Origin of the sequence: Geothrix edaphica (assembly GCF_030268045.1) — a bacterium.
Lineage (GTDB): Bacteria > Acidobacteriota > Holophagae > Holophagales > Holophagaceae > Geothrix > Geothrix edaphica.
Genome location: NZ_BSDC01000001.1, coordinates 1204697 through 1218891 on the forward strand (window position 1 = coordinate 1204697; position 14195 = coordinate 1218891).

General features: G+C 66.6%; 16 protein-coding genes. 6 read left to right on the forward strand and 10 right to left on the reverse strand.

What is annotated here, in order from left to right; translation table 11 throughout:
• Positions 1-43 precede the first annotated feature (43 nt).
• From QSJ30_RS05425 to QSJ30_RS05445, 5 genes are all read left to right on the forward strand, one after another.
• Positions 44-1567: a cellulose synthase family protein gene (locus tag QSJ30_RS05425; RefSeq protein WP_285608044.1), complete on the forward strand. Its 1524-nt coding sequence runs from the start codon at positions 44-46 to the stop codon at positions 1565-1567.
• 207 nt (positions 1568-1774) lie between these two features.
• A complete protein-coding gene (locus tag QSJ30_RS05430; protein WP_285607211.1) occupies positions 1775-2626 on the forward strand; it encodes a PHP domain-containing protein in 852 nt (283 codons plus the stop codon).
• 31 nt (positions 2627-2657) lie between these two features.
• Positions 2658-3056, forward strand: coding sequence for a response regulator (locus QSJ30_RS05435; RefSeq protein WP_285607212.1), 399 nt, complete (start codon positions 2658-2660; stop codon positions 3054-3056).
• A 2-nt stretch (positions 3057-3058) separates the two neighbouring features.
• Positions 3059-3889, forward strand: a complete 831-nt coding sequence (locus QSJ30_RS05440; protein WP_285607216.1) for a tRNA pseudouridine synthase A — start codon at positions 3059-3061, stop codon at positions 3887-3889.
• Positions 3890-3898: 9 nt separating this feature from the next.
• Positions 3899-4456, forward strand: coding sequence for an HD domain-containing protein (locus tag QSJ30_RS05445; protein WP_285607218.1), 558 nt, complete (start codon positions 3899-3901; stop codon positions 4454-4456).
• A 3-nt stretch (positions 4457-4459) separates the two neighbouring features.
• Here QSJ30_RS05445 and QSJ30_RS05450 read toward each other — a convergent pair whose 3' ends face one another.
• From QSJ30_RS05450 to sucC, 5 genes are all read right to left on the reverse strand, one after another.
• Positions 4460-5686 carry a CapA family protein gene (locus tag QSJ30_RS05450; protein WP_285607219.1) on the reverse strand — a complete coding sequence of 409 codons (1227 nt, stop codon included), beginning with the start codon at positions 5684-5686 and terminating at the stop codon, positions 4460-4462.
• On the reverse strand, positions 5686-6564 hold the full coding sequence (locus QSJ30_RS05455; protein WP_285607220.1) for a radical SAM protein: 879 nt from the start codon (positions 6562-6564) through the stop codon (positions 5686-5688). Before QSJ30_RS05455 ends, QSJ30_RS05450 begins: the two co-directional genes overlap by 1 nt.
• 18 nt (positions 6565-6582) lie before the next feature.
• The gene (locus QSJ30_RS05460) at positions 6583-6981 is read right to left on the reverse strand and encodes an acyl-CoA thioesterase (protein WP_285607223.1); all 399 of its coding nucleotides are present in this window, start codon (positions 6979-6981) and stop codon (positions 6583-6585) included.
• Positions 6982-7101: 120 nt separating this feature from the next.
• Positions 7102-7974 carry a succinate--CoA ligase subunit alpha gene (gene sucD / locus QSJ30_RS05465; RefSeq protein WP_243321408.1) on the reverse strand — a complete coding sequence of 291 codons (873 nt, stop codon included), beginning with the start codon at positions 7972-7974 and terminating at the stop codon, positions 7102-7104.
• A gap of 44 nt (positions 7975-8018) precedes the next feature.
• Positions 8019-9176, reverse strand: coding sequence for an ADP-forming succinate--CoA ligase subunit beta (sucC, locus tag QSJ30_RS05470; protein ID WP_285607227.1), 1158 nt, complete (start codon positions 9174-9176; stop codon positions 8019-8021).
• A 108-nt stretch (positions 9177-9284) separates the two neighbouring features.
• Between sucC and QSJ30_RS05475 the strand changes: the two genes are divergently transcribed.
• The gene (locus QSJ30_RS05475; protein WP_285607229.1) at positions 9285-10778 is read left to right on the forward strand and encodes a type IV pilus twitching motility protein PilT; all 1494 of its coding nucleotides are present in this window, start codon (positions 9285-9287) and stop codon (positions 10776-10778) included.
• Positions 10779-10972: 194 nt separating this feature from the next.
• Here the strand turns inward: QSJ30_RS05475 and QSJ30_RS05480 are convergent, their stop codons facing one another.
• The 5 genes from QSJ30_RS05480 to udk form a co-directional block, all read right to left on the reverse strand.
• Positions 10973-11968: a polyprenyl synthetase family protein gene (locus tag QSJ30_RS05480; RefSeq protein ID WP_285607231.1), complete on the reverse strand. Its 996-nt coding sequence runs from the start codon at positions 11966-11968 to the stop codon at positions 10973-10975.
• Between the two features lies 1 nt (position 11969).
• Positions 11970-12467, reverse strand: a complete 498-nt coding sequence (locus tag QSJ30_RS05485) for a YajQ family cyclic di-GMP-binding protein (RefSeq protein ID WP_285607233.1) — start codon at positions 12465-12467, stop codon at positions 11970-11972.
• Positions 12468-12600: 133 nt separating this feature from the next.
• A complete protein-coding gene (locus QSJ30_RS05490; RefSeq protein ID WP_285607235.1) occupies positions 12601-13230 on the reverse strand; it encodes an NUDIX hydrolase in 630 nt (209 codons plus the stop codon).
• Positions 13230-13547: a rhodanese-like domain-containing protein gene (locus QSJ30_RS05495; RefSeq protein ID WP_285607237.1), complete on the reverse strand. Its 318-nt coding sequence runs from the start codon at positions 13545-13547 to the stop codon at positions 13230-13232. The genes QSJ30_RS05490 and QSJ30_RS05495 overlap by 1 nt, the downstream gene beginning before the upstream one ends.
• Entirely contained in the window at positions 13540-14193 is a 654-nt protein-coding gene (gene udk, locus QSJ30_RS05500) for a uridine kinase (RefSeq protein WP_285607239.1), read from the reverse strand. Before udk ends, QSJ30_RS05495 begins: the two co-directional genes overlap by 8 nt.
• Positions 14194-14195 lie beyond the last annotated feature (2 nt).

Sequence of the window (14195 nt, forward strand, 5' to 3'; positions counted from 1 at the left end):
ACCACAGGCCCGCTGACCCGGGCCGAGGGAGGTTTATTCCGTGATGGAAGTCGTCAAGACCATCGTGCTCGGCACCTACTTCACGCTGCTCACCATCCTGAGTGTCTACGGGGCGCACCGCCTCTGGATGCTGCTGCTCTACTACCGCCACAAGAAGGACGTGCCGCAGCCCGTGGGCGACGCGAACTACCTGCCGGTGGTGACGGTGCAGCTGGCGGTGTTCAACGAGATGAATGTCATCGAGCGGCTCATGGACCACGTCGTGAAGATGGACTGGCCCAAGGACAAGCTTGAGATCCAGGTGCTGGACGATTCCACGGACGACACGGTGCACGTCGCCAGCGGCGTGGTGGACCGTTACAAGGCCCTGGGCTTCGACATCCACTACCTGCACCGCACGGACCGCACGGGCTTCAAGGCCGGCGCGCTGGCCGAGGGCCTGAAGGTCGCCAAGGGCGAGCTGGTGGCCATGTTCGACGCCGACTTCCTCCCCACCGAAGACTTCCTCCGCAAGGCCGTTCCCCACTTCGCTGATGAGAAGGTCGCCTTCGTCCAGGGCTGCTGGGCCCACTTGAACCGCGAGTTCTCCCTGCTGACCCAGGTGCAGGCCATCCTGCTCGACGGCCATTTCGTCTTCGAGCACACCGCCCGCCACCGCTCCAAGGCCTTCTTCAACTTCAGCGGCACCGCCGGCATGTGGCGCGTCGCCGCCATCGCCGACGCAGGCGGCTGGGAGCACGACACCATCACCGAGGATGCCGACCTGTCCTACCGGGCCCAGCTCAAGGGCTGGAAGGGCGTCTATCTCAAGGATCTGGTCGTCCCCGCCGAGCTGCCCGTGGAGGTCAACGCCTTCAAGAGCCAGCAGCACCGCTGGGCCAAGGGCAACGCCCAGGTCATCCGGAAGCTCATGAAGACCATCTGGAAGTCCGATGAGAGCCTGCACACCAAGATGGAGTGCTGGTTCCACCTGACGGCCAATTGCAACTACATGCTGATGGTGGTGCTCTCCGTGATCATGGTGCCCGCCATGGTCTTCCGGGCCGGCACGCCCGTGCATGTCCTGCTGCTCACCGACGGCCCCTTCTTCCTGCTGAACGCAGTGAGCGTCGGTCTCTACTTCGGCCTCTCCCAGAAGGAACTGACGGACAACACCGGTTGGCAGAAGCGCCTGAAGTACATCCCCGGCCTCATGGGCCTGGGCATCGGCCTCGCACTGAACCAGGCCAAGGCCGTGCTGGAGGGCTTCTTCACCGACGACAAGGAGTTCAAGCGCACCCCCAAGTACGGCGTGGATGCCAATGGCAAGTCCGTCACCAAGCGGGCCTACAAGGTGCCCAAGAGCCTGCTCACCTTCCTGGAGCTGGGCTTCGCGATCTACTATTTCGCCGCCCTCTTCGTGGCCATCTACATCCGCAAGTGGGCTTCCGTGCCCTTCCTCTGGCTGTTCTTCAGCGGCTTCTCCTACATGAGCATCCTGTCCCTGGCTGACGTGAAGCTGTTCCGCCGCCTGGCCATGGATGAGCCCACCGACGACGCCCAGAGCGCGGCAAACTTCGTCCAGTAGGGCGCGCTTTCAATATGGGGCCCTGCCCCGCCCCGGGGGTTTCCGAAACTGCGCGGGATCCTCCTTCGGATCATTCCGTCCAATCCTCTCCCTCCCTCCTTACCAGGGTCGGATCGTGACTCGGGCCTCCGGCCCTCGCCCTTCGGGCGGCAATGCCCCTTCGGGGCATTCCGTCCAATCCTCCCTCCGCTCTGCTACGGTCGGATTGTGATCGACCTCCACTGCCACACCCTCCACTCGGACGGCACCGATACGCCGGAACGGCTGGCTCTGCTCGCGGAGGAGGCGCGGCTGACGGCCCTCTGCCTTACTGACCATGACACCCTGGACGGTATCCCGCAGTTCCTGGCCATGCAGCCCCGGGTGCAGGTGCGCCTGCTGGTGGGCACTGAACTGAGCTGCCGTTTCCTGGGCCGCTCCCTGCACGTGCTGGGCCTCCTGGTGGATCCTGCCGACGCGCGGTTCCAGACTCGTCTCGACGAGCTGCGCCTCCGCCGCGATGACCGGAACCGCCGCATGATCGCCCGCCTGGGGGAACTGGGGTGCCCCATCACCTCTGAGGATGTCCAGGCCCAGGCGGAGACGCCGCTGATTTCCCGCGTCCATTTCGCCAAGGCCCTGGCCGCCCGGGGGTTCGTGCGGCGGGCACCGGAGGCCTTCGAGCGGCTCATCGGGGATGACTGCCCGGGCTTCGTGCCGCGGGAGGAATTGAGCCCCGCTGAGGCCGCCCGCTGGATCCGGGAGGCCGGCGGCGTGCCCGTGGTGGCCCACCCGGGGCGATTCGCCGGGGGGGCCTTCCGCTGGGACGAGGCCATGAAGGATCTCCAGCGCGAGGGAATGGAAGGGCTCGAGGGCTACTACGGGGAGTACCGGGCCGCGGAGCAGAAATACTTCGTGGCCCTGGCTGCGCGTCTCGGCATGGTGGTCACGGGGGGCAGCGACTACCACGGCGCCAACAAGCCGGGTCTCCGCCTGGGCGTCGGGCGGGGGGGCCTCAAAGTGCCGGATGACCTCCTGGAACACCTGGAACGGCGGCAAAAATACGGCACTTACCGCTGATTGCCGATAGTCTGGAATCACCGAGGCAGCTATGGCAGACCGGATCCTCCTAGTGGAGGATGACCCCATCAATGTGAAATTCATCCAGACCGTGCTGGTAAAAAAAGGCGGGTACGAGGTGCTGGTTTCCGAGGAGGTCGACGAGATCCTCCGTCTGGCGCGTGAAGCCGGACTGAAGGCCATCATCATGGACGTGAGCCTGTCCAGATCGAGCTATCAGGGCCAGAAGGTGGACGGGATCTTCATCACCAAACTGCTTAAGCAGGATGAGGCCACCCGGCGGGTTCCCGTGCTGCTCGCGACCGCCCACGCCATGTTCGGGGACCGGGAGAAATACCTGGAGCTGACCGGCGCCGAAGGCTACATCTCGAAGCCGATCCACGACCCATCGACTCTCATCGAGGCGGTGAAGTCCGTCATCGGGGGTTGAAGGTGGCTGCGAAACCTGTGCCCTATGCCGCCTTCCGCCTGCTGGTGGAGTACGACGGCAGCCGCTTCCAGGGTTGGCAGAAACAGGGCCCCAAGCAGACCCGCGAAGGAGTCCGCACGGTGGCAGGCAGCCTGGAGCACGCCATCCACGAGGCCGGTCTGCACCTGGTCTATCTGGGCGGCGCCGGTCGCACCGACGCCGGAGTCCACGCCCTGGGCCAGGTCGCCCATCTGCACCTGGAGGCCAAGGGCGCGCCGCGGCCGGGAGAACTGCGCCGCATCTTTGATAGCGTCCTGCCCCAGGACATCGCCATCCGCGATGTGCGTGTGTGCGCCCCCCGGTTCCATGCGCGCTTCGATGCCGTGGATCGCACCTACCTCTACCAGATCAGCCAGCGGCGCAGCGCTTTCGGCAAACCCTGGATCTGGTGGGTGAAGCGCAGCCTGGACCTCAACCGGCTGCGGAAGGCCTGGTGCGCCTTCGAGGGGGACCAGGATCTAGGCTCCTTCGCGGATCTGGACGCCGAGGAGGATGGCCTGAGCCGGATCCTCCAGTGCGAGGTCACGGAAGCCGGCTCGCTGGTGCTGCTGCGGGTCCGGGCCACGCATTTCTTCCGTCGCCAGGTGCGGCGCATGGTCGGGGCCTCTGTGGCCTGTGCCCTGGGCGAGGAGGAACCGCGCCGCATCCTGGAGGACCTCCACGCCCCCACCGAAGCCGCGAACCTGTACTGGGCCGCCAAGGCCGCCCCCGCCTCGGGCCTGTTCCTGGAGGCCGTGCGCTATTCCGGCGACCCCGAGCCCGGGCCGCCGCGGCCCACCATCATCATCCCTTGAGGACACGCGATGCTCGCCCGTGATGAAGCCTGGACCCTGCTCTGCCAGTGGACGCCTTCCGAGAAGCTGCGGACGCACGCCCGGGCCGTGGAGCTGGTCATGCGTGACCTCGCGGCCAGGCTGCAGGAGGACGTGGCGCTCTTCGGCCTGGCGGGACTGCTCCACGACGCAGACTACGACACCTGGCCCGGGGAGCACCCGAAGCGCATCGTGGCCTGGCTGAACGAGCGGGGAGAGGGGGACCTGGCCCATGCCATCAGCGCCCACTACACCCGCTGGAACGTGCCCTACGACCATTTGCTGGACAAGGCCCTGCTCGCCTCGGATGAGATCACGGGGTTCGTCATGGCCTGCGCCCTGGTACGACCCACTCGCACCGAGGGCCTGGAACCGAAGAGCGTGAAGAAGAAGCTCAAGGACAAGGCCTTCGCGGCCGGGGTGGATCGCTACGAAGTGGCCGAGGGCTTCCGGATGCTCATGGAGGCCGTGGGCGGTTCCGAGGACGAGCACCTGGCCCGCATCATCGCCGTGCTGCATGAGAACCGCGCGGAACTGGGCCTGGCCTAGCTCCTAGCGGACAAACGCCTCGCCCAGGGTCTCTGCGATGCGCCGCCGCCGGAGGATGAGCGTGCGGAGGTACTCCTGCTTCGCGAGGAGCGCGGTCCGATGGCCTGGGGCCCCCTGCCCCTCCCGGGAGGCCGACAGGGCCTCCACCTCCGCCCGCACCCTGGCTTCGGCGGCGGCCACGCGGATGACGCGGATCTCCCGTTGCGCGGCGGGGGAGCCCCAGTTGTTCTCGGTCCACAGGGGCTCGAAGGAAGTCTCCGCCAGCGCCAGGTGCGGCCGTCCGTCCGCGCCCTGCCGCTGTTCGAAGACGGCCTGGAGGGCTGCTCCGTCGCGGCTGTCGCCCCCCGCCACCGGAAAGAGGTCCGCCCGGTACATGCGATCCTGATTGCTGATGAAGTTGCCGAGGGAATAGGCCACCAGGGCCTTCCGCCCGCCCGCCTCCACGATCTCCGCCGGCTGCAGGACGTGGGGGTGGTGGCCCAGCAGGAGATCGCAGCCAGCCTCCACCAGCCGCTTCGCGATGTCCCGCTGCCGCTTTGTGGGCTGCCGCTGATACTCATTGCCCCAGTGGACGCTGACGACCACCAGGTCGGCGCGGAGGCGCGCTTCCCGCACGGCAGACATGGCGGGCTCCAGGTCCAGGGGCCGCACCCAGGGCTCGGTGGCCTTCCGGTTGAGGTCCACGTTGAAGAGATCGGTGAAGCCCAGGAAGGCCACTTTCAGGCCCTGGCGCTCCACGACCTGGACCGCCTCCGCCCGGACGCGGTCCTCGCCACTGCCCACCGCCACCAGCTGCTCCGCCCGCAGGCGGTCCAGGGTCTCCCGCACTCCCTTCGCCCCCTGGTCGAAGGCGTGGTTGTTGGCCGTGGAGAGTACCGTGAACCCGCTGGCCCGCAGGGCGGCCGGAAGGGCGGCTGGCGCGTTGAACTGGAACGGCACCCCGGGACGGCCCGAGGTCGGCGCCACGGGCGTCTCCAGATTGCCGAAGGCCACATCTGCCCCCTGGAACAGAGGCACGAGATCGGCCCAGAGGGCCGGAAATCCGGACGGAGCGCGCTCGGCGGCCGCCTTCACATCCTGGTGCATCAGGATGTCCCCCACCGCCACCAGGCGAAGGCGCGGGGGTGGGGGCGGCGGTGGGACGCGGCGGGGCCGGCAGGCGATGGGCAGGCCCAGCATGGCGCCCAGCCCGACCGCCACGATGACGGTGCTCCCGACCCGGCGGCGCATCAGCCCCAGGCCTCCGGCCCGTAGTAGACCTCGATCGGCAGGCTGGGCAGTCGGGCGCCCACCCGGGCCGCGAGATCATCCATTTCCGGCCGGGACAAGGGGCGCGCCTCGGGCTCCGGCGTGGGCCGCGCCACCGTATAGAGCTGAAGGGCCTGGAGGCGGCCGCCCTGGGCCAGGATGGCCTCCAGACGGCCGCAATAGGCTTCCACCTCGCCAGCCGAGGGCCCCTGCCCCTTCCAGCTGAGGAAGAGGGTCTGGATGAGGATGGGCCAGCGCCGGGCCGTGGCCAGCAGGTTGTCGAGGATCCTCTGGAACGGTACCTGGCTGCGGCAGATCTCGCGGTAGAAAGCCTCGGTGCCCGCATCGAGCTTGGCCCAGATCTCGCCCTGATTCGCCATGAGCGTCTCCAGGCCCTTCACCACCTCGGGGGCCTGCAGGCGGCTGGAATCCGTGATGAGCACGAGCTTTACTAGGTCGAGGCCGCGCTGTTTCTTGAGGGTGGCGACCCTCGCCGCGACTTCCGCGAACTCGCGGGCCGTGGTGGGCTCGCCATCGCCGCTGAAGGCGATGTCGTTGAGGCGGCGCTGCTCGGGCCGGGCTGAATCGAAGGGCGGGATGTCGTAGATCTCGCCGCTGGTCGCCAGGTCCAGCAGCAGGCCCAGCTCCTTGTCCAGCAGGTCCAGATCCAGATCCTTCCGCCTCGCCGGCGTCAGGCGGTCCACCTCGCAGTAGACGCAATCGAAGTTGCAGACCTTGTCCGGGTTCAGGTTCACGCCCAGGCTCACCCCGCGGCTGCGCCGTGAAATCACAGGGTAGCAATAGTCGAAATCCCGCCAGACGCGGCGGTGATCCAGATGGGCCTTGATGAGATCCGTCATGCCACCAGGATACGCCCTTCAGGCCCGGCTGCTCCGGGCCTGGTGGGCCTCCGCCGCGAGTTGGACGGCCTCGGGCTTCCAGAGGATGGGCTCAGGGTGCTGCCCTTCGTCTACGGCCACCATGACGAATTCGCCGCTGGTGACGGCCCGTCGGGCATCGGACACGGGCTGGTAGACCTGCACCTCGATCTGGAGCGTCATGCTGGTGCGACCCTGGCGGGCGACGGCCACGTAGAACTCGATGATCTCTCCGGCCCGAACCGGGCTGTGGAAGACCAGCTCTGAGACCTTGAGCGTGAGGAACCGCCGGTTCCGGGACATGAGCGAGGCCGTGATCCCCGCCACCTTGTCCATGCGGGACATCATGTCGCCGCCGAAGAGGGTGGCGTTGAGGCCGATGTCCTGGTCCAGGACCATTTCCCGTGAAATCAACATAATGAAAATTAACCACCAAGACACCAAGACACCAAGAAAAGAAAAAGCAGTTCTTGGTGCCTTGGTGTCTTGGTGTCTTGGTGGTGAAGCTTTTCGTTGCGGCTACTTCAGGCGCTCGGCCAGGGCCTTGCCCATGTCGGCGGGGCTCTGCACCACGGTGATACCGGCGGCGGTCAGGGCCTTCATCTTCTCGGCGGCGGTACCCTTGCCTCCGGAGATGATGGCGCCGGCGTGGCCCATGCGGCGTCCCGGAGGGGCCGTCTGGCCGGCGATGAAGGCGACCACGGGCTTCTTCATGTTGGCCTTCACCCAGGCGGCGGCGTCTTCCTCGGCGCTGCCACCGATCTCGCCGATCATGATGACGGCGTGGGTGTCGGGGTCGTTGTTGAACATCTCCAGCGCGTCGATGTGGCTGGTGCCGCTCACCGGGTCGCCGCCGATGCCGATACAGGTGCTCTGGCCGATGCCCAGGGCGGTGAGCTGGCCCACGGCCTCATAGGTGAGGGTGCCGGAGCGGCTGACCACGCCCACGTGGCCCTGCTTGTGGATGCGGCCGGGCATGATGCCGATCTTGGCCAGGCCGGGGCTGATGATGCCCGGGCAGTTGGGGCCGATGAGGCGGCTCTTGGGGTAGTTGGGGAGCACCCGCTTGACCTTGACCATGTCGAGGACGGGAATGCCCTCGGTGATGCAGACCACCAGCTCGATGCCCGCGTCCAGGGCCTCGAGGATGGCGTCCGCAGCGGCCACGGGGGGGACGAAGATCATGGTGGCGTTGGCGCCGGTCTTGGCCACGGCGTCCTTGACGGTGTTGAAGACGGGGAAGCCTTCGATCTCCGTGCCGCCCTTGCCGGGGGTCACGCCGCCGACCACGTTCGTGCCGTAGTCGCGGCAGCCCTTGGCGTGGAAGAGCCCTTCGCGACCGGTGATGCCCTGAACGATGAGTTTGGTGTGGTTGCCCACGAGAACTGCCATGTCATACCTCGCAAGAATGGAATCGATCGGGTTCCGTGGTGGGACTACTTGATGGAGGCAACCACCTTCTCGGCGGCGTCCTTCAGGTCGGCGGCGACGATGAGGTTCAGGCCGCTGGCCGCGAGGATCTGCTTGCCTTCCTCGACGTTGGTGCCCTCGAGGCGCACGACCACGGGCACCTTGATACCGATCTCCTTGGCGGCATTGACGATGCCGGAGGCCACGATGTCGCAGCGCATGATGCCGCCGAAGATGTTCACCAGCACGGCCTTCACGGCCTTGTCCTGGAGGATGATGCGGAAGGCGTTCTTCACCGCATCCTCGGTGGCACTGCCGCCCACATCCAGGAAGTTGGCCGGGGAGCTGCCGCAGTACTTGATGATGTCCATGGTGGCCATGGCCAGGCCGGCGCCGTTCACCATGCAGCCGATGCTGCCGTCGAGCTTGATGAAGTTGAGGTTGTACTTGCTGGCTTCCACCTCCTCCTCCGCTTCCTCGTTGAGGTCGCGGTAGGCCAGCACATCCGGGTGGCGGACCAGGCCGTTGTCATCGAAGCCGATCTTGGCGTCCAGGGCCGTGACCTCACCCTGCTTGGTCACCACCAGCGGGTTGATCTCCACCATGGAGCAGTCCTTCTCCACGAAGAGCCGGTAGAGGTTCTGGAGGAACACCACACCCTTCTTGAAGGCATCGCCCTCAAGGCCCAGGGCGAAGGCGACCTGGCGGGCCTGGAAGCCATTGAGGCCGAGCGCCGGGTCGATGGCCACCTTGACGATCTTCTCGGGGGTCTTCTCCGCCACTTCCTCGATCTCCACGCCCCCTTCGGTGGAGGCCAGGATGGTGACCCGGCTGGTGACGCGGTCCACCAGGAAGCTCAGGTAGAGCTCCCGCTCGATGTCCACGGGCTTGGAGAGGAACACGGTGCGGACCTTGCGGCCTTCGGTGCCGGTCTGCTTGGTGACCAGCTGCATGCCGATCATGGCCTTGAACAGCTCGGCGGCCTTGTCGGGGTCCGTCGCGAACTTCACGCCACCGCCCTTGCCGCGGCCACCGGCATGGATCTGCGCCTTGACGACGCTGGCCCCGCCGAACTCCTTCGTGATCATGCGGGCCTCTTCCGCGTCCTGGGCGACCTTCCCGTCGGGCGTGGCCACCTTGTACTGCCGCAGCAGTTCTTTGGCTTGGTACTCATGAATGTTCATGCTGGCTCCGGGAAAAGGGTCGCCCTCCAGTCTAGCGTCCAGGCCGCCAGGTCCGAACCCCGAAGGCTGTGACCCGTGGCATCCTTTGAGGGCACCCAGGAGGCGTTCATGGCCCAGCTCGACCGGCTGCTCTCGCACGTCATCTCCCGCGGTGGGTCCCGGCTCCACCTGGAAGCGGACCAGAAGCCCCGACTGGAGCTCAAGAGCGGGGAATTCGTGGACCTCCTGCCCAACCCCCTGCCTGCGGTGATGGTCGACGTGCTGGCGGGGGAGGTGGTTCCCGGCGGCATGAAGGCAGCCTGGCAGATGGAAGGGAAGGCCGAGTTCGAGCACGAGCTGGCCGGTGAGACCTTCCGGATCCGCCTGGGTCGTCATGGGGAGGTCCCGAACCTCGTCGCCGAATACCAGGGACCCACCGGCCCGCAGGCAGTGGCCGTCCCAGCCACCGCACCCGTTCCCGCCTCCAAGCAGGCCCCGAGACCCGGGGGGACCCACGGCCATCCCCTGGCCGAGCGCCTGTTCTCCGCCCTGCTGGCCCAGCAGGGTTCCGATCTCCACTGCACCTCCCTGGAGCCGCCCCTGGTCCGCGTCCATGGCGACATGAAGGAACTGGAAGGCTTCGGTCCGCTCGAACCGGCCACCATGCTGGAAATGATGGAGGCCGTGGCCACGCCGGCCGCCTGGCACCACTTCCAGGAGCGCCACGATGCCGATTTCGCCTACGCCTACGAGGCGGGCGGCTGCCGGCTGCGTGTGAACTACTTCATGGATCGCGTGGGACCGGGTCTGGTCTGCCGCGTCATCCCCAATCAGATCCCGGATCCCGACAAGCTGGGCCTGCCCGACCCCATCCGGCGACTCTGCGACCTGGCCAAGGGCCTGGTGCTGGTGACCGGCCCCACGGGTAGCGGCAAGTCCACCACCCTGGCGGCTATCATCGACCTGGCCAACCAGAAGCGCCACGACCACATCCTCACCATCGAGGACCCCATCGAGTTCGTGCATCCCCGCAAGGGCTGCCTCGTGAATCAGCGCGAGGTGGGCACCCACACGGACAGCTTCAAGAGCGGCCTCCGCGCGGCCCTGCGGGAAGATCCCGACATCGTGATGGTCGGGGAGATGCGCGATCTCGAGACCATCGCCATCGCCCTGGAGACCGCCATCACCGGCCATCTGGTCTTCGGCACCCTGCACACCAGCAGCGCCATCGGCACCATCGACCGCATCGTGGACCAGTTCCCCGCCGACCGGCAGCAGCAGATCCGCGTGATGCTCGCCGACGCCCTCAAGTGCGTGGTGAGCCAGACCCTGCTCAAGAAGATCGGCGGCGGCCGCATCGCGGCCCTGGAGACCCTCTTCATCAGCCCAGCCATCGCCAACCTCATCCGCGAAGGCAAGAACTTCCAGATCACCAGTGCCATGCAGACGGGCCGGAGCTATGGCCAGAAGCTGATGAACGATGCCCTGGTGGAGTTCATCAAGGACAAGAAGGTGGAGCCCATGGAGGCCTACCTCAAGTGTCCCGACAAGGAGAGCTTCATCGCGGCCTGCAAGCGGGCCGGCATCCCCTTCGATCTGAGGTTGGGCGAAGTCGAAGGATAGGTCGGTCTCGAAAGGCCTTTGCGCCGGGTGGCCTGGCCCAGGGCCTATGCCTTCGACCGCCAGGACCTCTTCGCGACGCTCGACGACCTGACCCGGTGCGTGGCTTCCTCCTCCTCGACGGCGACCTGGATGCGGTCCGGTCCCATCCCCGCTTCCGGGAACTATTGGCAAGACTAGAGGGTCGATCCCGACCCTCACTTGCTCCGTGACAGCAAAGCCTCCGGAATGTCACGCAACAGGGCCCCGGTGTCGGCATCGCCGGCCACGGCCGCAAGCTGGGCCACGGCATTCTGGGAGGCCCTGTGGGCCAATCCGCGGGTTTCCGAGAGGGCGTCGTGCCGGGCGATGAGGGCGCGGAGCCGGGCCTCCTCGTCCGATGGGATGGGCACTTCCTCGCCCCGGTCCCAGATGGTGCGGATGAGGGTTCGGGCCTCATCCGGAGCCCTCTCCAGCAGGGTGAGCATGGGCAGGGTGAGCTTGCCCTCCCGCAGGTCGCTGAAGGCCGGCTTGCCCAGCTGCTCGCTGGTGGCGGTGTAGTCCAGCAGGTCATCCACCAGCTGGAAGGCGCGCCCCACCTCAAGGCCGTACTCGCGCATGGCCGTGCACTCGGCCAAGCTCCGGCCGGTGAGCACGGCGCCGGTCTCGGTACAGCCACTGAACAGGAGCGCGGTCTTCCGTTCCTGGATGTCGAAGTAGTCCTTGCGGCTGGTGTCCAGCTTGAAGAGGACGTCGTTCTGGATGAGCTCGCCCTCGATCATGCGGGTGGTCACTTCCGCGAAGATCTCCATCATCCGCCAGCTCCGGCCGGCGATGGCCTCGTTCATGGCCACCAGGTAGAGCAGATCCCCGAAGAGCACCGTCAGGGTGTTGCCCCAGAGCCGATTGAGGGTGGGCATCCCCCGGCGCAGCTGGGCGTGATCGATGACATCATCGTGCACCAGGGTGGCGGTGTGGATCAGCTCGAAGACGGCTCCGAAGCGCACGTCCTCATCGTTGGGCACACCGCAGAACCGGGACGACAGCATCACCAGGGCCGGCCGGAGACGCTTGCCCTGGCCTCCGCGAACATGGTCCGCCAGCTTCTGGACCACCTCCACGTCGCTCTGCAGGATGCGCTGCAGTTCCGCCTCCACGCCCGCCAGCTTGGGGGCGATGGGGAGGAAGTAGCGGGAGAGGTCGAGTCGCGACACGTCAGCCCCGGTAGTTGGTGAACTGAAGGTCCAGACCCTGGTCGTCCTTCTTGAAGAGGGCGATGACTTCCTGCAGGTCGTCGCGGCTCTTGCCGCTCACCCGGAGCTGGTCGCCCTGGATGCTGGCCTGGACCTTGATCTTGGCGTCCTTGACGGCCTTGATGAGCCCCTTGGCCTTCTCCACGGGAATGCCCTGGTGGATGGTGACCTCCTGGCGGACGGTGCCCTTGGTGGCGGGTTCGATCTTGCCGTATTCCATGCTGCGGATGCTCACGCCGCGCTTGTGCAGCTTGGTCTGCAGCACATCGATGACGGCCTTGAGCTTCACCTCGTCATCGCTGTTGAGCACCAGCACCTTGTCGTCCTTGAGCTCGATCTTGGATACCGAGCCCTTGAAGTCGTAGCGCTGGCCAATCTCCTTCATGGCCTGGGAGACGGCGTTCTTCACCTCGTCCAGGTCCACCTTGCACACCACGTCAAAAGAACATTCGCTGGCCATGGGCACTCCTCATCCGGATACACCTTTCAGACTAGCGCTTTGCCTTGGCTTAGGAAAAGGCCGAGACAGGATTAACAGGATGAAAAGCCGGATGAACAGGATGGGTGCAGCGTTGTGCTTCTTTTGGATCCTGTTAATCCTGCCCCCGCTTTTCACCCGAGCCCTCCAGCCGCTCTCGCAGCGCGGGCCAACCTTCCCAGAGGCTCAGAAGCTGGAAGGCGGACAGCACCAGGGCGTGGTGGACCTCCCCCTGGCGCATGCGGGCCTGCCATTCAGACCAGGAGCAGGCCCAGACCTGCAGTTCCTCGGCGGGATCCAACTCCAGGTCTCCCTGGAGCTCGCAATCCAGGGCCAGGAAGCTATGGCAGCGGTTGTTCTGGGTGGCCGGGTTCGGGGTGCAGGAGCCCAGCGGAACCCAGCGGTCAGAGACGAACCCGGTCTCCTCCCGGAGCTCCCGCCGAGCGGCCGCTTCCGGGATCTCGCCCCCATCGCAGCCCCCGCCCGGGATCTCCAGGGTGGAGGCGTCGATGCCGTGCCGGAACTGCTCAACCACCAGCAGGTCGCCCTCCCGGGTGAAGGCCACCACGTTCACCCAGTCGGGCCCCTGGAGGCGGTAGAAGGCATGCTGGCGGCCGGTATGGGGGCTCCGCCGCTGGGCCACGATCTGCCGGAAGAGGCGGGAATCCTGCCGCACACTCTCGGATTCCTGGGTCCAGGCCGCGTTCGGGTCGAAGCCTTCCGGGTGGCGGTGCAGGAGCCGCATCAGTACCTCGGAATGGATGGATCCAGGCGGCTGTAGGCGTCGATGCCACCGGCCAGGTGGGCCAGATCCCGGAAGCCCGCACCCTGGAGGAACCGCACGGCATAGAGGCTGCGGGTGCCGTGGTGGCAATAGGCGGCCACGGGCCGGGCGGGGTCCAGCTCCGCCACCCGCTCCGCCAGCTCGCCCAGGGGGATGAGGATGGCGCCGGGGATCCGCGCCAGGTCGTATTCCCACTGTTCCCGCACGTCGAGGCGCTGAACCGTTTCCGGAAGGTCCCGGTAGGTTTCGGCTGACAGATGGATACCGTTCTCAAACACGCTGAGGTTCTCCCTGATCCAGCACGCGGCTGCAGATGTGGCGGGTGATGACGTCCAGAGCCGTGCGGTTCTCCACACCTGTCGGGACGATGAGATCGGCCCAGCGCTTGCTGGGTTCCACGAACTCCAGGTGCATGGGGCGGACGCTCTGTTCGTACTGGTCCATGACGCTCTCGAGGCTGCGGCCCCGCTCCCGGGTGTCCCGCCGGATGCGGCGGAGGATGCGGATGTCGGCATCCGTGTCCACGAACACCTTCATGTCCAGCTGGTCGCGCAGCTCCGGCAGCGCGAAGAGCAGCAGCCCCTCCAGGATCACCACCTGTCCCGGCGGCACGGATTCCTCCCAGCCGGTGCGGTCGGAGATGGTGAAATCGTAGGTGGGCTTGCGGATGCTCTCGCCGCGATGGAGGGCCGCCAGGTGGGCGGCCATGAGGTCCAGGTCGAAGGCGTGCGGATGGTCCCAGTTCACGGGCAGGCTGCCGAAGCGGGATTTCACCAGTTCCAGCGGGGCGTAGTAGGCGTCCATGTCCAGGAGGAGCGTGGCCACCGAGCGTCGCCGCAGGCGCTTCACCAGCTCCGCGGCCACGGACGTCTTCCCGCTGCCGGAGCCCCCCACGATGCCCACCAGCATCGGCCTGTCGGTCATGT

Coding starts and splice junctions, on each gene's coding strand:
- QSJ30_RS05425 (WP_285608044.1), top strand. CDS start 44: ATGGAAGTCGTCAAGACCATCGTGCTCGGCACCTACTTCACGCTGCTC.
- QSJ30_RS05435 (WP_285607212.1), top strand. CDS start 2,658: ATGGCAGACCGGATCCTCCTAGTGGAGGATGACCCCATCAATGTGAAA.
- QSJ30_RS05445 (WP_285607218.1), top strand. CDS start 3,899: ATGCTCGCCCGTGATGAAGCCTGGACCCTGCTCTGCCAGTGGACGCCT.
- QSJ30_RS05450 (WP_285607219.1), bottom strand. CDS start 5,686: ATGCGCCGCCGGGTCGGGAGCACCGTCATCGTGGCGGTCGGGCTGGGC.
- QSJ30_RS05455 (WP_285607220.1), bottom strand. CDS start 6,564: ATGACGGATCTCATCAAGGCCCATCTGGATCACCGCCGCGTCTGGCGG.
- QSJ30_RS05460 (WP_285607223.1), bottom strand. CDS start 6,981: ATGGTCCTGGACCAGGACATCGGCCTCAACGCCACCCTCTTCGGCGGC.
- sucD (WP_243321408.1), bottom strand. CDS start 7,974: ATGGCAGTTCTCGTGGGCAACCACACCAAACTCATCGTTCAGGGCATC.
- sucC (WP_285607227.1), bottom strand. CDS start 9,176: ATGAACATTCATGAGTACCAAGCCAAAGAACTGCTGCGGCAGTACAAG.
- QSJ30_RS05475 (WP_285607229.1), top strand. CDS start 9,285: ATGGCCCAGCTCGACCGGCTGCTCTCGCACGTCATCTCCCGCGGTGGG.
- QSJ30_RS05485 (WP_285607233.1), bottom strand. CDS start 12,467: ATGGCCAGCGAATGTTCTTTTGACGTGGTGTGCAAGGTGGACCTGGAC.
- QSJ30_RS05490 (WP_285607235.1), bottom strand. CDS start 13,230: ATGCGGCTCCTGCACCGCCACCCGGAAGGCTTCGACCCGAACGCGGCC.
- udk (WP_285607239.1), bottom strand. CDS start 14,193: ATGACCGACAGGCCGATGCTGGTGGGCATCGTGGGGGGCTCCGGCAGC.